Below are 16,493 nucleotides of genomic sequence, written 5' to 3'. Positions count from 1 at the left end.
GAAGTGGAGCATCTCGCTCACACCGTTGGATTACTAATCTCTCGTCAGCATGCGAGATGCTTCGCGTTGCTCTGCATGACATACGTTTTGGACAGTGCAAGTTTTGATTTAGTCCTCCAAGGCATTGGTCAAAAACGTATTTTTCAACCCCAGCCAAACAAGCCACAAACCTATACAGCAGAACAGATACAAGCGGTAATAGTCTTTGGTGTTGCGAAAACGGGTCTGTTTAATTTCTGATTTTTCGAACGTATCAATCTGGCGAAACACCCGGCGCAGGCCGGCATTGTCGGTGGCGCGGAAAAACTGGCCTTCGCCGGCCTCGGCAATCTGGCGCATCGTGGTCTCGTCGAGGCGGGTTTCAACGTAGCGCACCCGGCCAGTTTCATCCGTTCCGTAGGGCACCGTGCCATCTTGCCCCAGCCCCACGGTGTAGATTTTAAGGCCGAAAGCGTGGGCCAACTGGGCGGCGGTGAGTGGGTCGAGGCTGCCGGCCGTGTTTTCGCCATCCGAAATCAGAATGATGACTTTCGTGCGGCTGCGGGAGTCGCGCAGGCGGTTGGTGGCTACGCCCAGGGCCGTACCGATGGCAGTGCCATCGTTGGCAATCATGCCCAGCCGCAGACCGTCGAGGCTTTCGCGCAGCAAATCGTAATCGGTGGTGAGGGGCGCCAGCGAGTAGGCATCACCGGCAAAAACCACCAGGCCCAGCCGGTCGCCGATGCGCCCGGCAACAAACTCCCGGCCTACGCGCTTGGCCGCCTCCAGCCGGTTGGGCAGCAAATCCTGAAGTTCCATTGACCCCGATACATCCATAACCAGCAGGATATCAATGCCCTCGCCGGTTTGCACTACGCGCTCGTCTGTGCGCTGGGGCCGCGCCAACGCCACGATGCCGAAGGCCAGGCTGAACAGCAGCACGATATCGGGCAAAAAGCGCAGCAAAGCGCTCCAGTCGCGCCGGGCCTGGCCCGCCACGAAAGCCACATCAAGGTGCGGGCGCCGCCGATGCACCAGCAGCCAGCGCAAGCCAAACAGCAGGGGCAAGGCCGGAATCAGCAACAACAGGCGCGGCTCCTGCCAGGTGTAGCTGCTCAGCGTGGCATAGCGCAGCCCATCGATTACGGGAGCCAAAAAGCGTTGCCAAAGCTGTTCAATCATGGTTGGTTTTAGTCCTTAAATACTGCGCAAATATGCCCGCTATGCATCACATGCTTTTCTGTCGCTGCCGCAACCCCCCCCCGTTATTATCAGCTTCGGGCAGCTCCGCTAAGCAAGGTATAACGCCGGTCAGCAAAGTCGCGCAGCAGGTCGAACGCGGTGCCGGTTTCCGTATCGTCTTCGTTGAACTGATTGCCGTAAATCAGCCGATCCGTAATGCGCAGGGCGCGGCTCACCGACACGTCGTTTTGATAGTAAGCCACAATTTCGCGCGTGGTGAGGCTGTTGATGGTGTTGTTTTCGAGGGTTGTGAGGTAATTTTTCCAGAGCGTGATGGCGCGCTCCATATTGGTGAGGGAGCGCGACAGCTCAAACCGCTCGATGTGGCGCGCATACTGAGCCAGGAAGTACGCGTGGTTTTTGCGCAGCTTGTAGAGCTGGTAGCGGCGGCGCCAGTAGCTGCCAAACCCAAACCACAAGCCCGCGCTCACAAGGACTGCAATGCCCAACCCAGCTAGCCAAAACGGGTAGTTAAAAGCCTCATCTACCGGCAGTAACGTAGTGTTCTGCTTCAGCACGGGCGTAGTGGGCGGAATAACTTCTGGCACGGGCGCCGTGCGTACCAGTCGAATACTGGCAGCTGAAGTGTTGACCGTCAGCGTGTCGTGCCCGCGCAGAATCATCACCGGCAGACTCAGGCGCTGCACCGAGTCGAGGCTGAACGTGCGGAGCCGATACACGGTGCGGTCGAAGCTGCGGCCGCGGCGGGTGAGCGTAGGCTGGAAGGTTTTGCCTACATACTCGAAAGGCTTAAACGCGGCCGTAGAGTCAGGAAACACTACCTCCAGCTTGGGGTCGTGCCGAAAGGTAAGCTCATAGCTCACGATTTCTCCCACGCGCACCGTTTGGCGCAAAAATCGCCCCTGTGGCTGCTCGGGGGGCAATTCCTGACCCTGCACAAAAAACGGAAGAAACAGCAGCCCTGCGCTAAGTGCCATCGACTGTAGATAGCTCCACAATAGCCTGGCTGGGGGGCTTTTTTTAGCTGAAACCTTACGCACGGCCGCCCCGCTGATTGCGCCGCCGAAACAAGCTGGCCAACTGCGTCACATAGTCGGCGTCGGTGGCAATGGATAAAAACTCCGTGCGGTGGCGCCGGCAGATCTGCCCGATCTGCTCGCGGTTCTGCTCATACGTGGCCCGATACCGCGCCCGAAACGACTCAGACGAAGTATTTACCCACATGGTACGGCCGGTTTCCTGATCATGCAGCGGCACAATGCCGAGCGGCGGAAATTCCCGTTCGCGCTTATCGAGCAACTGTAGTACCACCAAGTCGTGCTTGCGGGCCAGCATGGTCAGCTCCCGCTCGTAGTTGGTGTCGATAAAATCCGAAATCAGGAGCACAATACTACGGCGCTTCAGCATTCCCAAGGCCTGTTTGATGCCGGGCCCTACTGCCGTACGCGGGGAGCGGGGCGTCAATTCAAACAGGCGCTTAATGAGGCTATAGGCATGCCGGATGCCCTTTCCGGGGGCCAAATACAGCTCCTTCTGGTCGGAAAAAGCAAGGATACCGAGCTGTGCATCCTGGCGGGCCGCCGCCAACGCCAGCAGGCCGCAGATTTCGCGGCCCACATCGAGCTTACGCCGGCCGGCCGCGCCAACTTGCTGGGAGGCGCTCACATCGAGCAGCAGCAGAACTGATTGCTCGCGCTCCTCCTTGTAGGTTTTGACGAACGTGCCGTGCCCTTTGCTCGATACGGCCCAATCGATGGCCCGCACCTCATCGCCGTACTGGTAGAGGCGCACGTCGTCGAATTCAAGCCCCGTTCCTTTAAAGACGGAGTGAAAATTGCCCTGCAGCTGCGCATCCACTGTCTTGATGATGCGTATCTCCATCTGCCGAAGCTTACGTATGAGTTGCTGGAGCGGAGTGAGGTCGGCGGTATTCATTTCAGCTAAACTACGGGTTCCTCCTAACTTTGCCGTTGTGAAAAAGCTCCCTGCATCCCTTTTATCTACCCTGACTCTGCTGCTAGTGCTGGCATTTACGCAGTGTCAGCGCCCCGAAGAGCCCTTGGCGCCACAGCCGTTGCTACCTAAAGCCAAAATGGTGGCTATGCTCATAGACGTGCATTTGAACGAGAGCCGCGTGGATGCCGCCGCTTTGCCCCCCGACTCGGCCCGCGCTGCCTTCAACCTGCTGCATCGTCAGTTGCTTACTCGCTACAACGTTACCGACACCATTTTTCAGCGCAGCTACCGCTACTACGCCATCCACGACAAAGACCTGGACGACATTTATGGCGCCGTAATTGACAGCCTCTCAGCCCGCGAAGCGAAGCTGGGGGCCAAAGATCAGGCGGAAGCCGCCAAGCGTCGGCAGTAAGAAGTTTTTTATTTAATCGCCATTCGGCCGTCATGCAGAGCGGAGCGAAGCATCTCGCGTGCTGATGAAGGATTACTAATCTTAGTAAACACGCAAGATGCTTCGCTCCGCTCTGCATGACGGCCGAATGGCCTCGTTGACTTAATGCTTATTTAAGAATCATATCAGCCGGCTGCCATTGGGCACTGCGCCTGCCACCGACGCCAATACGATATCACCGTTTTCGTCGGCAGCGCCGGTGACCAGCACTTCCGAACGGAAGGGACCAATTTTCTTAACCGGAAAATTAACCACACACAGCACCTGCTGGCCAACAAGATCCTCGGGTTGGTAATGGCGGGTAATCTGAGCGCTGGAGCGTTTGGTGCCAATCTCGGGGCCGAAGTCGATCAACAGCTGATAAGCGGGTTTGCGTGCTTCGGGAAAAGTTCGGGCTTCTAACACCGTACCGACACGCAAATCAACGCGCTCAAACTCTGACCAGGTAAGCGGAGCTAAGGATGTTTCCATGCCCGAAAAGTAGCAAAAACAACTATTTCGCGGACGTAGGCTTAGACGCGTACTGCTCCAGCAAAGCCATTCGCTGCTTCACCTGAATCTCCCAGGTTTTCTGACGGTCCAGGTTCAGGCCGTGGTTGGTTTCCTGGTCGTAGCGTGCTTCCTCTTTTTGCCACTCCGTAAAAATGGCGTTGGTTGCGTTCTTAAAAGCGGGTTGCAGGCGTTTGCAGTCCAGCTTAAGCAGCGCTATTTTCTGGCGCATGCGCCGGGCGTGCAGCTCCGTTATGTTGAAGTGGATCTGCTCGTGACGCAGCAAGTTGGGCGTGGCCGTGGCTGAGTTGCGCACCCATGATTCGGTAGGTACGAATACGGCCTGCACCGAAGACGTGAATTTGAAATCGACGCAGCCCGCCTTTACATCAATGGTGGCTGAGGTAAGAGCCGCCAGCCGGTCGGCCGGGGTAGGCTTGCTCTTAAAGTCGGCCCAGGTAAGCGGCCGGTTCGCCGACCAAACGATGGTGCCAGGCGCATCGGCCGGTGCCGGGGTGCTTTGGGGTGGGCTAACAACCGTCAGGAAAGGCAGCAGAAGGGAAATAAAGGAAAGCGATAAGCCATGCAACATAAGAGAGGAGTCTGGGGGGCTTTTTAGGAAAGAAAAGCGATTCTGGGGTATGAACGCAGCTACCTGCCGGTTGCGTGCAAACGTTCTTTCTAAAAAATAATGCCAGCCTGGCTTTAATGCACCGCCATAGCGGCCGGCACCGGCACCGCGCTATGCTGACGGAAGCGCCAGAGCAACAGCCCGGCTACCAGCGTAAGGCCTGTAAGCAAGCCTATCCAAATGCCGATTGCGCCCATATTCAGCTTAAAGCCAAGGAAGTAGCCCAGCGGCAACGCCACGGCCCAATAAGCCAGCAAAGCCACCAGCGAAGGAATTTTAACATCCTCCAGGCCGCGTAGTGCGCCCAGCCCTACTACCTGCAAGCCATCCGAAATTTGAAACAGCGCCGCAATTAAGAGCAGCGTAGCCGCCTGCGCTACCACGGCCGCATCGTTGTTGTAGAAGTACGGAATAAAGTCGCGGGCCAAGATCAAGATCAGAGCCATCAGGCTCATAAACAGGAACGTGAGGCCGTAGGCGGTAAAGCCAGCCTGCCGCGCACCTTCCGCGTCGCCGAGGCCGCGCATATTGCCCACCCGAATGGTAGCCGCCGCCGCAATACCGCTGGCCGCCATGTAGGTAGCCGAAGCCACATTGATGGCAATTTGGTGGGCCGCAAGGCTGGTAGTGCCCAACCAGCCAATCATGATGGCCGAAAAGCTGAACGCGCCCATTTCAAACATCATCTGCACGCCAATAGGCGAGCCCAAACCCAGCAGGCGGCGCAGCGTGGGGCCGTGGAGGCCCAGCCCGCTTGCCGCTGCCTCGCGGTGGGGCCGCAGGCGGGCCGCCCGCAACACATACGTAGCCATCAGGATGGCCATCAGAACACGGGAAATGAGCGTGGCCCAGGCCGCTCCAATCATGCCCATCTGCGGGGCGCCAAGGTTACCGAACACGAACATGTAGCACAGCAGGGCATTCAGCAAATTGGCCCCCACTGACAAATACATGGCCTGCCGCGTAAGGCCAAGCCCCTCGGCAAACTGTTTGAAGCCCTGAAAAATCATCAGGGGCAGAAACGACAGGAAGATGAGGCGTACCCACGGCATTGCCAACGCCACTACTTCCGCAGGCTGATTGAGGTAGCGGAGCTGGGGGGCAATTATTAACCCTAAACCAGCCAATCCTACGCCAGCCAGGGTGCTGAGCAACACACCATTTACCAGCAGCCGCCCCAGCAGGGGCATATCACGCTTGCCATCGGCGGCCGCCACCAGGGGCGTGATACCCATCGATAAACCCAGCCCCAGCACCATCACCACGGTGCTCACGCTCACGCTCAACGACACGGCCGCCAAGGCTACTTTGCCGGTCTGGCCGACTACCACGCTATCGACTACGTTTACCAGCACGTGGCCTAATTGGCTCAGTATTACTGGGTAAGCCAGTAGCAGCATGGGTTTGATATGCGGACGAACAGCGGTGAGCGGCATGATGAAGCAGAAAAAGAGCCGCAAAGGTACGCCTCTAATTCGGGCTATGAATCAGTCAGATACTAGTAAACAGGTATCTTACTGCTGGCTTACCTGCTATTTCTGCTCCAGGAGCACCACTTGCAAACGCCGCAGTGCCTCCCGCAATTCTGGCTCCGGTAGGGCGTAGGAGATGCGCACAAAGCCCGGAGCGTCGCAGGTGGCGCCATCCACTACATCCACCCCGCCGGTCCGGAGCTTGGCCACCAATGCAGCCGAAGCTTCTGCCGGTAATTGAGTGGGGGGCAAAAAATGCCGTAAATCAGCAAAAACGTAATACGTGCCTTCCGGCTCCACGAAGCGGACGCCAGACAGCGCCGACAAGGCCTCCAGCAGCAAAGCACGGGTGGGAGCTAATTGCACCAGCAGCTCCTTCGCAATGGCCGCGCTATGCTCCGTAGCCGCCAGTGCCGCGTGCTGGTTTGGCACCGGTACGGCCGCGCCGGTGGCAAATTGCCCCCCAGCAGCGGCCTGAACTACGGCTGGCGGCGCTACCAGATAACCCACGCCCCAACCAATCAGCGCCAACGATTTGGAGAAACCATTCACGACCAGGTGCTGCCCGTGTGGGTCGGGAAACGCCAGCAGGCAAGGCACCGGAGCCGAACTGAAATTGATGAGGTTGTAGATCTCATCGGAAAGAACAAACAAACCTGGGTGGCGGCGCGTGACGGTTAACAGCGCCTCTATCTCATCATGCTGGTAGATTCGGCCCGTTGGGTTGTTCGGATTCGAGAAGAGAAACACCCGAGTGCGGGGCGTAATGGCGGCCTCCAATGCCTCGGGTGGCAAGGCGTAGCCATCGGACGGGGCAAGCGGGAGTGGGCGAATGATACCGCCCGCTTGCGTGATTAACTCACCAAATCCAAACCAATTGGGGGTGGGTACTAACACCTCGTCGCCGGGGCGCAGAATGGTTTTCAACAATGCAAACAGCGCCGCCTTCACTCCAGGCGTGATCATAATATGGACGGGCGTGACCTGGGGGGCATTTTGGCGATGAAAATTGACTCCTATTGCCTCTCGCAGCGCCAGCAAGCCTTCCACCGGCCCCTGCAGCAGGCGGTCAGCCTGGATAGCGGCTATGGCCCGCTCCGCGGCTACTGCTGGCGTAGCAAAATTGCCGTAGCCCGAAGCCAGATTGATAACTGCCGGGAAATTCGCCGCAGCGGGCGGTGCGGTCTGTAAGGAATCGGGGAGCAAAGCGGCCACGGGTTTTATGCTTGCGGAGCCAAGACTACATCAGCGAAATAGGCCTGCTCATCGGTGAAAAAATTCTGCACTTCCAGCCCCGCTTCCGTCGCTAGCTGACTGATGAGGGGCCGGGTAAATTTGTATGAATTTTCGGTATGAATAATCTCCCAGGCCGCGAAATCAATGGTTTGAGCCAGCGCTTCCAGATGCACCTGCTGGGCGCAGGTGCTGACCAAAAACGACCGCACGACCCCCGCAATCGGATCATAATCGGTGTAGTGATGCCAATAAGCCAAGTCAAAATTGCCCCCCAGCTCCCTATTTAGGCGGGTAAGCAGGTTGAGGTTGAAGGCCGCTGTTACGCCCTGCGCATCGTCGTAGGCGGCACGGATCAGGCGGGGGGCTTTTTGCAGATCGAAGCCGATGAGCAGGCGGTCGTCGGGGGAAAGAGGCTGGGTGAGGGCGCGCAGAAACTCGCGGCGGTCGGAAGGGGAAAAGTTGCCAATATTCGACCCCAGAAACAGCACCGCCTTGCGACCCGGCCGGGCGGCCATCAACGTCAGTGCCGCCGTGTATTCGGCGGCTACCGGCTCTACCCGCAGTGTGGGCAGCTCGGTACGCAGACTAGCTGCCAGCCCATCCAAAGCGCCCGACGAAATATCAACGGGTACGTAGCTAAAATTGGCCCCCAGTGTCAGTAACTCACGCAGTAATATCTTGGTTTTGAGCCCATCACCGGCGCCTAGTTCTATGAGGTAAAACGGCTCGTCAGAAGTCGGACGCAGGGCAGCGGCTATGGCGGCCCGATGGGTAGTCAGCAAGCCAAACTCCGTGCGGGTTGGGTAGTACTCTGGCAGCGCCATAATCTGCTGAAACAGCTCACTGCCCGCATCGTCGTAGAAGTACTTAGAGGAAAGCGTTTTAGGTGTTTTCTGCAAACCAGCCGCTACATGACGGGCAAGTTCGGTGGTGGCAGTGGCAAGGTGGGGCATAAAGAGCAGTTACAGACGACAGATATATCAGTAGTATTTTCGGCTTGACTCCGCAGCTATAATAAGCTTAGAGACTTTGACCAGGAATGGTAGTCAAAACTCAGCGTGCCAGGCGGATACCCGTGAACTGCCAGCGCTTATCCGCGTGAAAGAAATTGCGGTATGTGAGTCGGATATGGCTTGCGGAAGTGGCGCAGGAGCCGCCGCGTAGCACCAGCTGATTCAGCATAAACTTGCCATTATACTCGCCTAAAGCGCCGGCGGCGCGCTCGTAGCCGGGGTACGGGTGATAAGCCGAATACGTCCATTCCCACACGTCGCCTAACAGCTGATGGCACTGCTCGGGGTCAGCATCGGCGGGAAGTGGTTGAGGGTCGAGTAGGTTGCTTTCCAGGAAGTTGCCGGCCTCAATCTGCGGCTGAAACTGACGGGCGGCTATTTCCCATTCCTGCTCAGTGGCCAAACGATAGCCAGTCCAGTGAGCATAGGCATCGGCCTCGTAAAAGCTGATATGCGTGACGGGGGCGGCCCAATCGATGGGTTGCAGGCCGTGGTGCGTAAAGCGGTGCCACACGCCCTCTTTCTGCACCCAGTACAGCGGTGCTTCCCAGCCAGCTTGCTGTGCTAAGTCCCAGCCTTCGCCCAGCCAGTAGCGAAAATCGTGGTAGCCACCGGCCTCCATAAACTGGCGGTACTCGCCGTTGGTCACCAAGCGGTTTTGCAGCGAGAAATCAGCCACATAGGTGTCGTGGGGGGCTTTTTCATTATCAAAGCAAAAGCCTTCGTCCTCAAACCCAATCCGGTAAACGCCTCCCGCAACCGGCAGCCAGGTAGCCGGGGTGGGCTCGGGCGTGGGCGCTGCTTTTGGCGCCGACTTATACGCCGGAGCCAACGGGCTGGTGCTCAGAATGTACTTGATGTCCGTAACGAGCAGTTCCTGGTGCTGCTGCTCATGCTGAAGGCCCAGCTCAAAGATTTCGGCGAAGCTGGGGGGCAAATCGTTGGCAGCGAGCGTGGTAAGCAAGCGCGCCATGTGCTCATCTACGTGGGCGCGGTAGGCGTACACATCGGCGAGGGCAGGGCGGGAGATCGTGCCCCGGTCGGCGCGGTTTACGCGGCTGCCCAGCGAGTTGTAGTAGGAGTTGAACAGGTAAGCGTAATCAGGATGAAAGACTTGATAGTCAGTGAGATATTCGCGTAGCAGGAAGGTTTCAAAAAACCAGGTGGTATGCGCCAGGTGCCACTTCGGCGGGCTCACATCGAGCATGGGCTGCACCACGGTATCTTCCGGCAGCAAGGGCCGGCATAGTTCCTCGGTTTGCTGCCGCACGGCGTGGTAGCGGACAGGCAGTTGCGCCAGCGCGGGCTCGGCGACGATCTGGGGGACAAATACGGAGGAAGACATAGACAAGGGAGTGGGGTTAACTACTTATTAACCTTAACTGAAAAAACGACGACGGGTTTTGCCTCTGGTGGCTTAGAGCCCAATTCATCGGCTCTAATACTTCGGAAAATACCGGATTAAAACGCTCGAAAAAGACTATGTAAATGATGCTTCGCGGCTAGTACGTAGCACGACAGTAGTAGCGGGTACTTATCGCGTTTATAGCAAGCTCGACTACGGAGCGCACGTCGGTACAAAGCGGTATTTTGAGCTGTAAAGGCGTTTTTTGCTTCCGAAATCGCTATCCTTACTGTCGGTATCCCGTTCAACTTATAAGCGGTTCCGCCTCCCTTTTGCACTCCTTTGCACGCGATTTAAATAACACACTTAACTCTCCCTAACTCTCAACGCTATGATAACGAACCAGCAAAACAAGCGCGACTCTGCCGCAGCCCAATCTTCTGGCCGCACTGGTGCGGCTAAGCAGACAACTTCTTCAGGCAAAAGCCTGCGCGGCTTCGCTGCCATGGACCCTGCCGAACAGCGCCGCATCGCCAGCGAAGGCGGTAAAGCCTCGCACGAAAGCGGCCGCGGCCACCGGTTTACATCAGAGGAAGCCCGCGCCGCCGGCCGTAAGGGGGGTCAGGCGAGCCGCGGACGGAGCAACCAGGGCGGTGCTACCCGATAGTTTCCATTGATGTAACGACGGCACTGCTCCCGTAGTGGTGCCGCCGACTTTAAAAACCAGCCTCCGCGCTTAGCGCGAAGGCTGGTTTTTTTGTTAGTTACTTGTCCGATGGTTGAATATGTTCCAACGTGTCTGTCATGCTGAGGATACGAAGCATGATGTTTTAAGAAACATCGTTTCCTGTTTTTTAATGCTCCATCTCACCTATTGCCAGCGCGCCTTGCGCTTCAACTTTCCGGCCCGTACCTCGCGCGGTGCGCTTACGGAGCATGTAGCCTATTACCTGCTATTGCGCGATTCGGCGCAGCCGGAGCATCTGGGTATAGGGGATGCAGCGCCGCTAGCTGGTCTCAGCCCCGATTTTGGGTTAGCTTTCGAGCCGCGCGTAGCCGCGTTATGCGCCGCTTTCAACCGCTGCCAGCTCCCCGATTTGCCCCCCAGCGCTACCAACGAGCTGGTCGATGAGCTGGTAGAGCCAACCTGGCCCGCGCTGCGGTTCGCCCTCGAAACGGCTCTGCTGGACTGGCAGCACGGCGGCCGGCGCCAGCTTTTCGACAATGCCTTCAGCAGGGGCGAGGCCGGAATTCCCATCAACGGGCTGGTCTGGATGGGCGAAGCGGCCTTCATGCAAACCCAGATTCAGAAAAAGCTGGCCGATGGCTATTCCTGTTTGAAGATGAAGATCGGGGGAATTGATTTTGCCACTGAATTACAGCTGCTGGCCGAAATCAGGGCCGTGGCTGGCCCCGAGCAGCTGACGCTGCGCGTGGACGCCAACGGTGCATTTGCCCCCCACGAAGCCCTGAGCAAGCTGGAGCAGCTGGCCCGCTTCGATTTGCATTCCATTGAGCAGCCCATTGCCGCCGGACAGCCGGCGCTTATGGCGGACCTGTGTCGGCAGTCGCCGGTTCCTATTGCGTTGGATGAAGAATTGATTGGCGTAACGCGGCCCGAGCAGCAACACGCGCTGCTTGCCCAGATTCAGCCCGCCTACATTATCATCAAGCCTACGCTGGTGGGCGGGCTGCATGCTACGCGGCAGTGGCTGCGCACGGCAGAGGCCCATAATGCCGACTGGTGGCTGACCTCGGCCCTGGAGTCGAATGTGGGGCTGAATGCCGTTAGCCAGCTAGCGGGCGAGTACGTTCGCCCCGATTTTCCCCAAGGGCTGGGCACGGGCCAGCTTTATCATAACAACGTGGCGGCACCGCTCCGAATAGCATCCGGCCACCTGCATTATGACCCGGCAGGGGAGTGGGAAATTCCGTGCTAACATAGGTTGTTGAGAACTGGTGGTAAGGCGGTTTTTTCAGTAACTTACCCAACCCACCACCCTCCCTACATGATTGCCTCTTGGCTCGTTACCCTGCTGCTTTTAGGTAGAACCCTACGGGGCTGGGGGGCTTTTTTGGGGTTGCTGCTAAGCTTAACAGCCACTGGCCAGCCGGCTAAGTCCACAGCAGCATTGTTCGCTTTCAAGAGCGACCGCACGCGCAGCCTCACGGTGCCCGTAGAAATGCAGCGCAACCTGATTATTATCAGCGCTTCCCTCAACGGGCAGGGGCCTTTCAACTTTCTGCTGGATACCGGCGTGAGTACGTCCATTCTCACCGACCCGACGCTGCGCACGAAGTTGGGGCTACGGCTGGGGCAGCGCTTTCGCGTAGCCGGGGCCGGCGAGGATCAGGCCCTGGAAGCCTTCCAGACCGATAGTGTGCACGTAACCTTAGCCGATGGAAAGGTGGTAGCGCCGGCACTCACGTTCCTGATTCTTTCCAGCGACGTGCTCAACCTGTCGGGCTACGTGGGTATGCCCATTCACGGCATTCTGGGCTACGATGTCTTCCGCAGCTTTGTGGTGCGCATTCACCCCGCCGAGTCCCGGGTAATCCTCATTAATCCTGCGTCGTTTCGGGCACCTAAGGGGCGTCGCTGGACTACGATGGGCATCGATCTGGAAGGCAGCAAAGCCTACTTGCGTACCGAGGCCGTGGTGCACGATTCGCTGAAATTGCCGCTCAAGCTCGTGCTCGACACCGGCGCGGGCCACGCGTTGTCGCTCGAAACTGCCTCCGACCCGCGCCTTACCCTGCCGCCCCGGCGGGTGCGGTCGCAGCTGGGCCGGGGGCTCAATGGCCTGATCAATGGGTATTTGGGACGAGTAACCTCTTTGCAGCTAGGTAAATACAAGGTCAAATCCTTGGTTACCTCTTTCCCCGATGCTGCCGATGTAAGCCACCGGGCAGAGGTATTTCGCAATGGCAACATCGGCTTGGAGCTGCTCAAGCGTTTTGATATTATCATTGATTACTCACGTAATCAGCTCTGGCTGCGCCCCAATAGTCTCTACCGCGACCCTTTCGAGCACGACATGAGCGGCCTGGATTTGCTGGCTACCGGCTCCGACTATCATAAATATATTATTCTCAAAGTAGAAGAAGGCTCGCCGGCCGCCGAAGCCGGTCTGCAGCCCACCGACGAGATTATCGCCATCAATCTGATACCCGTCGCGGGCCTTTCGCTCACTCAGATCAGCCGGATTCTGCACTCCGACGATGGCCGCCAGCTCCTGTTCATCGTGCGCCGCGCCAATGGTGAGTTGATTACAACCAGTGTGCGTCTGAGGCGTCAGATTTAGCCATCTGAGCAATCGGCGGCGGTTGACCTTGCTTACAAATTGCCCGTAAAACCACTACATTAGAAGCCCACCTACTTTGCTTTTCGCCTGATGCCAACGGCCCCTTCGCCCGCGCTGCCGCTACCGTCGCCTGCCATCCTGGCTAATCAGCATATCTACTCCGATTACTTCGACGAGGATTACGTGCGAGCGGTAGATAAGCACCTTTTGCAGCTACTCGACCGGGTGTGGTTTCGCTCCAAGCTGGTGGGTTTCGAAAACTATCCGCAGCGCAATAACCCGGAGCGCCCGCTGCTTTTTGCCAGCAACCATTCGGGCATGGCGTTTCCCTGGGATGCGATGGTGGCCCTGTCGCACTTGCTGCGCATCCTGCCTGGTATGTACCACTTACCGCGGCCCCTTTCAGCGCCTATGCTCTCCCAGTCGGTGCTAATGAACCCGTATCTGATACCGAACTTCTGGAAGAAATGCGGCTGTGTTGATGCTACCACGCTCAATTTTGAGACGATGATGTACTGCAACGACCACAACCTGATGCTCTACCCCGAGGGCGTGCCGGGCATTGGCAAAGGCTTCAACCGCAAGTATCAGCTGCAGCGCCTCGCTACCAGCATTATCCGGCTCGGCATCGAGCACCGCACCGATATTATGCCCTATTATACCGTGAATGGGGAATACCTGAACCCCTACGCCTACAGCTGGGACTGGCTGAATAAATGGACCAAGAAGATTGGTATTCCCTTTATTCCCGTGGGGCCCATTATTATCATGGTGCTGCTTCAGCCCTGGTTTTTTTATCTGGCTTACCCGGCCAAGCTCACCTTTGTGCTGGGCACGCGCATCAAGCCCTACGAGCTCACCGAAAAGCCCCCCAGCGAGCTGACCCGCGAAGATTACTTGGCGCTGTCGGAGCAGGTGCGCCAACAAATGCAGACCGAGCTGGATGCCGCCGTGCGTGCCCACGGGCAGCAGCCGTACCGCTGGGGCGAGCTTTGGCAAAGGATAAAGGCCAATTGGAGCTACTTCCCCTTCTTTCTGCCCTTCGCCTGGCCCGAGCTCTTCCGGGAGTTTGAGCGCCAGTATGCCGAGCGAGGTCCTGAGGGTGTAGATCTTCGCCTCACCAAGCCCGGCTCCTGGCTGCGCATGATCTGGCGCAACCCCTTCACCCTCACTTTCTTCATTCCCGTATTAGGATGGATACCCATTGCTATCCGGGGCTACAAAGGTCATCGGATTGGGAAATCAATTATTAATTAAGAATTAGCAATTAATAATTGGCGAGTCATGAGTACAAGTGAATTAAAAAGACAGCTTGATTTATTAGGAGTCAAATCCAAAAGTTATTCATTGTTTGGCGAGCTGACACCGGATACTGTAGTATTAGTTCGTAACTACTATAAATGGGAAGTATTTTATTTAGATGAACGAGGGGGAAGAAACGATGAGAAAAGTTTTGATTCTGAGAATGATGCGTGTGATTATATCTATAAGATGTTTGTTAAAACGAGAGAGATTGAAAAGAAATTTGGCGTAAACACATAAAGAAATTCTTCATTACTAGTTCTTAATTACTAATTAAGAAAAATGCCCTCCACCCAGCATTTACTGCTCAAACAAATCCTGACGGCGGCAACCGGGCCCCTTGCCCGGCGGCGGCCCGGCCTTGGAGCCATGCGCCTAGCCATGGAAATGAGCTCGTTGTTTCAGTTTATGCCGTGGGGTGTTCACCTCGAAAAGACAACGATTGAAGGCATGAGTGCCGAGTGGGCCCGCCCTGTTGGTGCCAATCCGCACCGGGTGATGCTGTACCTGCATGGTGGCGGCTACGTGCTGGGCTCCCTGAATACCCACCGGAGCCTGGTGGGCACGCTAGCCAAACGCTGCAATACCAATGCCTTAGCCATCAACTATCGCAAAGCGCCCGACTATCCTTTCCCCGGCGCCCTCGACGATGCCCTGCTGGCCTACCACTGGCTGCTGAAGCAAGGATTTGCCCCCCACAACATCATTTTGGCCGGCGACTCGGCCGGCGGCGGCTTGGCGCTGGCCTTGCTTATTGCCCTGCGCGAAGAAGGCCAGCCCTTGCCGGCTGCTGCCGTCGGCCTCTCTCCCTGGACCGACCTCGATATGCCCGATGCCCTGCTGCGCCGGGTGGCACGCGAGGAAACCCAGCTGCTGGAGGCGCTTGAAATGCGCGGCTGGGGCCCTCACTACGCCGGCGAAACGCCTCTTTCTCACCCGTTAGTGTCGCCGGCCCGCGCCGCGGTGCACGGGTTGCCGCCGCTGCTCATTCAAATATCAGATTCGGAAGTGCTGTGCGAAAGCGTATTGTGCTTCACCGATAAAGCCCGCACAGCGGGCGTAGAGGTTACTTTACAGTCATTTACAGGCTTAGTGCACTGGTGGCACCTGTTCTGGCGATTGTTGCCCGAAGCCCGCGAAGCCCTGGACGGTGTAGCCATATTCGTAGATAGCATCTGGGCAACTCAGCCGGTTGTGTTGCACTTGCCCACTCTCAGGCCCACTAGCCCGATAGTCATTGCAAGTGCGGCGCGCCCCCGCAAAAGGGCCGCATAAAATGGAGACGAAAAAAAGCCCCCCGGGCACTTTAAATAGGTGAAAAAGCCCCCCAAACCTGATAGTATAGCATGGCTGTGATAAGGAGCTTGAAAAATTTCTGCCTCAGCACCAACTATATAGCTATGTTTTCGTAGGTTTGTCGAAAGTAGTCGGCTTGCATACTATTTTTCCCGGCGAGCGAAACCGCAACGCCGTTTTTCGTTTCATTTCACCTCCTTTTAACTAACCCAACAACATGGAAGATCTGTTTAAAAAATTCATCAATGCAGGCGTTGGCTTTGTATCGCTGACCAACGACCGTGTCCAAACCACCATCGATAAGTTGGTGAAGGAAAGCAAGTTGTCGGAGAAGGAGGGGCAGAAAATCATGGACGATCTGAAAAAGAACACCGACACCAAGCGTAAGGAGTTGGAAGCCCAGATCACGGGCATCGCCAACCGCCTCATGAAAGGTGTGGGTGTAGCCTCCAACGCCGACGTAGAGGAGCTAAAGCGCAGTGTGCGTGGCACTAAAGCGGCAACCAGCTCTGCTTCCGGCAGCAAAAGCAGCGCGAAGCCTGCCTCCAGCACTACGGCCAAAGCCGCTGGTGCTACCAAGAAGGCCGCCGACAAAGTGAGCGGCGCCGCTGGCACCGCCCAGAAATCGGCCGCTGCAAAAGCAGGTGCCGCCAAGCCAGCCGCTAAAAAAGATGCGCCAAAGGCTGCTGACAGTGGCAGCAGCGCCGCCCCCAGCGCTTCGTAATTCTGCTGTTAGCGCAACGCGTGAAAAGCCAGCGCCGCTTCTGCGGGCGCTGGCTTTTTCGTAGGCAAACACTACGTGTTGCAATAGC

General features: G+C 57.2%; 17 protein-coding genes. 8 read left to right on the top strand and 9 right to left on the bottom strand.

Translation table 11 applies throughout. The features are described 5' to 3' along the window. Positions 1-108 precede the first annotated feature (108 nt). From IEW06_RS18370 to IEW06_RS18360, 3 genes are all read right to left on the bottom strand, one after another. Complete coding sequence (locus tag IEW06_RS18370; protein ID WP_187731421.1) at positions 109-1,161, bottom strand: vWA domain-containing protein; 1,053 nt, start codon at positions 1,159-1,161, stop codon at positions 109-111. 89 nt (positions 1,162-1,250) lie between these two features. Beyond that, on the bottom strand, positions 1,251-2,159 hold the full coding sequence (locus IEW06_RS18365; protein WP_188548726.1) for a hypothetical protein: 909 nt from the start codon (positions 2,157-2,159) through the stop codon (positions 1,251-1,253). A 55-nt stretch (positions 2,160-2,214) separates the two neighbouring features. After that, positions 2,215-3,117, bottom strand: coding sequence for a DUF58 domain-containing protein (locus IEW06_RS18360; protein ID WP_187731423.1), 903 nt, complete (start codon positions 3,115-3,117; stop codon positions 2,215-2,217). A 37-nt stretch (positions 3,118-3,154) separates the two neighbouring features. Here IEW06_RS18360 and IEW06_RS18355 point away from each other — a divergent pair, with 37 nt between their 5' ends. Next, entirely contained in the window at positions 3,155-3,553 is a 399-nt protein-coding gene (locus IEW06_RS18355) for a DUF4296 domain-containing protein (RefSeq protein ID WP_187731424.1), read from the top strand. Positions 3,554-3,712: 159 nt separating this feature from the next. Here the strand turns inward: IEW06_RS18355 and IEW06_RS18350 are convergent, their stop codons facing one another. From IEW06_RS18350 to egtB, 6 genes are all read right to left on the bottom strand, one after another. Continuing rightward, entirely contained in the window at positions 3,713-4,063 is a 351-nt protein-coding gene (locus IEW06_RS18350; protein ID WP_187731425.1) for a tRNA-binding protein, read from the bottom strand. Positions 4,064-4,085: 22 nt separating this feature from the next. Beyond that, positions 4,086-4,673: a DUF922 domain-containing protein gene (locus IEW06_RS18345; protein ID WP_187731426.1), complete on the bottom strand. Its 588-nt coding sequence runs from the start codon at positions 4,671-4,673 to the stop codon at positions 4,086-4,088. A gap of 113 nt (positions 4,674-4,786) precedes the next feature. Beyond that, entirely contained in the window at positions 4,787-6,148 is a 1,362-nt protein-coding gene (locus IEW06_RS18340; RefSeq protein WP_188548725.1) for an MATE family efflux transporter, read from the bottom strand. A gap of 96 nt (positions 6,149-6,244) precedes the next feature. Next, a complete protein-coding gene (locus IEW06_RS18335; protein WP_188548724.1) occupies positions 6,245-7,399 on the bottom strand; it encodes a pyridoxal phosphate-dependent aminotransferase in 1,155 nt (384 codons plus the stop codon). A gap of 5 nt (positions 7,400-7,404) precedes the next feature. Then, positions 7,405-8,373: an L-histidine N(alpha)-methyltransferase gene (egtD, locus tag IEW06_RS18330; protein WP_188548723.1), complete on the bottom strand. Its 969-nt coding sequence runs from the start codon at positions 8,371-8,373 to the stop codon at positions 7,405-7,407. A 100-nt stretch (positions 8,374-8,473) separates the two neighbouring features. After that, on the bottom strand, positions 8,474-9,778 hold the full coding sequence (egtB, locus tag IEW06_RS18325) for an ergothioneine biosynthesis protein EgtB (protein WP_187731430.1): 1,305 nt from the start codon (positions 9,776-9,778) through the stop codon (positions 8,474-8,476). Positions 9,779-10,169: 391 nt separating this feature from the next. Here egtB and IEW06_RS18320 point away from each other — a divergent pair, with 391 nt between their 5' ends. The 7 genes from IEW06_RS18320 to IEW06_RS18290 all read left to right on the top strand — a co-directional run bounded on the left by IEW06_RS18320 (position 10,170) and on the right by IEW06_RS18290 (position 16,405). After that, positions 10,170-10,445 (top strand): KGG domain-containing protein, encoded by a 276-nt coding sequence (locus IEW06_RS18320; protein WP_187731431.1) that lies wholly within the window; start codon positions 10,170-10,172, stop codon positions 10,443-10,445. Positions 10,446-10,635: 190 nt separating this feature from the next. Next, positions 10,636-11,718 carry an o-succinylbenzoate synthase gene (locus IEW06_RS18315; protein WP_187731432.1) on the top strand — a complete coding sequence of 361 codons (1,083 nt, stop codon included), beginning with the start codon at positions 10,636-10,638 and terminating at the stop codon, positions 11,716-11,718. A gap of 69 nt (positions 11,719-11,787) precedes the next feature. Beyond that, positions 11,788-13,083: an aspartyl protease family protein gene (locus IEW06_RS18310; protein WP_187731433.1), complete on the top strand. Its 1,296-nt coding sequence runs from the start codon at positions 11,788-11,790 to the stop codon at positions 13,081-13,083. A 90-nt stretch (positions 13,084-13,173) separates the two neighbouring features. Next, on the top strand, positions 13,174-14,340 hold the full coding sequence (locus IEW06_RS18305; protein ID WP_223284428.1) for a lysophospholipid acyltransferase family protein: 1,167 nt from the start codon (positions 13,174-13,176) through the stop codon (positions 14,338-14,340). Positions 14,341-14,367: 27 nt separating this feature from the next. Continuing rightward, positions 14,368-14,625 carry a hypothetical protein gene (locus IEW06_RS18300; RefSeq protein WP_187731434.1) on the top strand — a complete coding sequence of 86 codons (258 nt, stop codon included), beginning with the start codon at positions 14,368-14,370 and terminating at the stop codon, positions 14,623-14,625. A gap of 42 nt (positions 14,626-14,667) precedes the next feature. Further along, positions 14,668-15,660, top strand: coding sequence for an alpha/beta hydrolase (locus IEW06_RS18295; protein WP_187731435.1), 993 nt, complete (start codon positions 14,668-14,670; stop codon positions 15,658-15,660). 238 nt (positions 15,661-15,898) lie between these two features. Further along, complete coding sequence (locus tag IEW06_RS18290) at positions 15,899-16,405, top strand: phasin family protein (RefSeq protein ID WP_187731436.1); 507 nt, start codon at positions 15,899-15,901, stop codon at positions 16,403-16,405. Positions 16,406-16,493 lie beyond the last annotated feature (88 nt).

The sequence above is a fragment of the Hymenobacter qilianensis genome (assembly GCF_014638675.1).
GTDB classification, from domain to species: domain Bacteria; phylum Bacteroidota; class Bacteroidia; order Cytophagales; family Hymenobacteraceae; genus Hymenobacter; species Hymenobacter qilianensis.
This window is presented reverse-complemented; position numbering and strand designations above follow the sequence as displayed.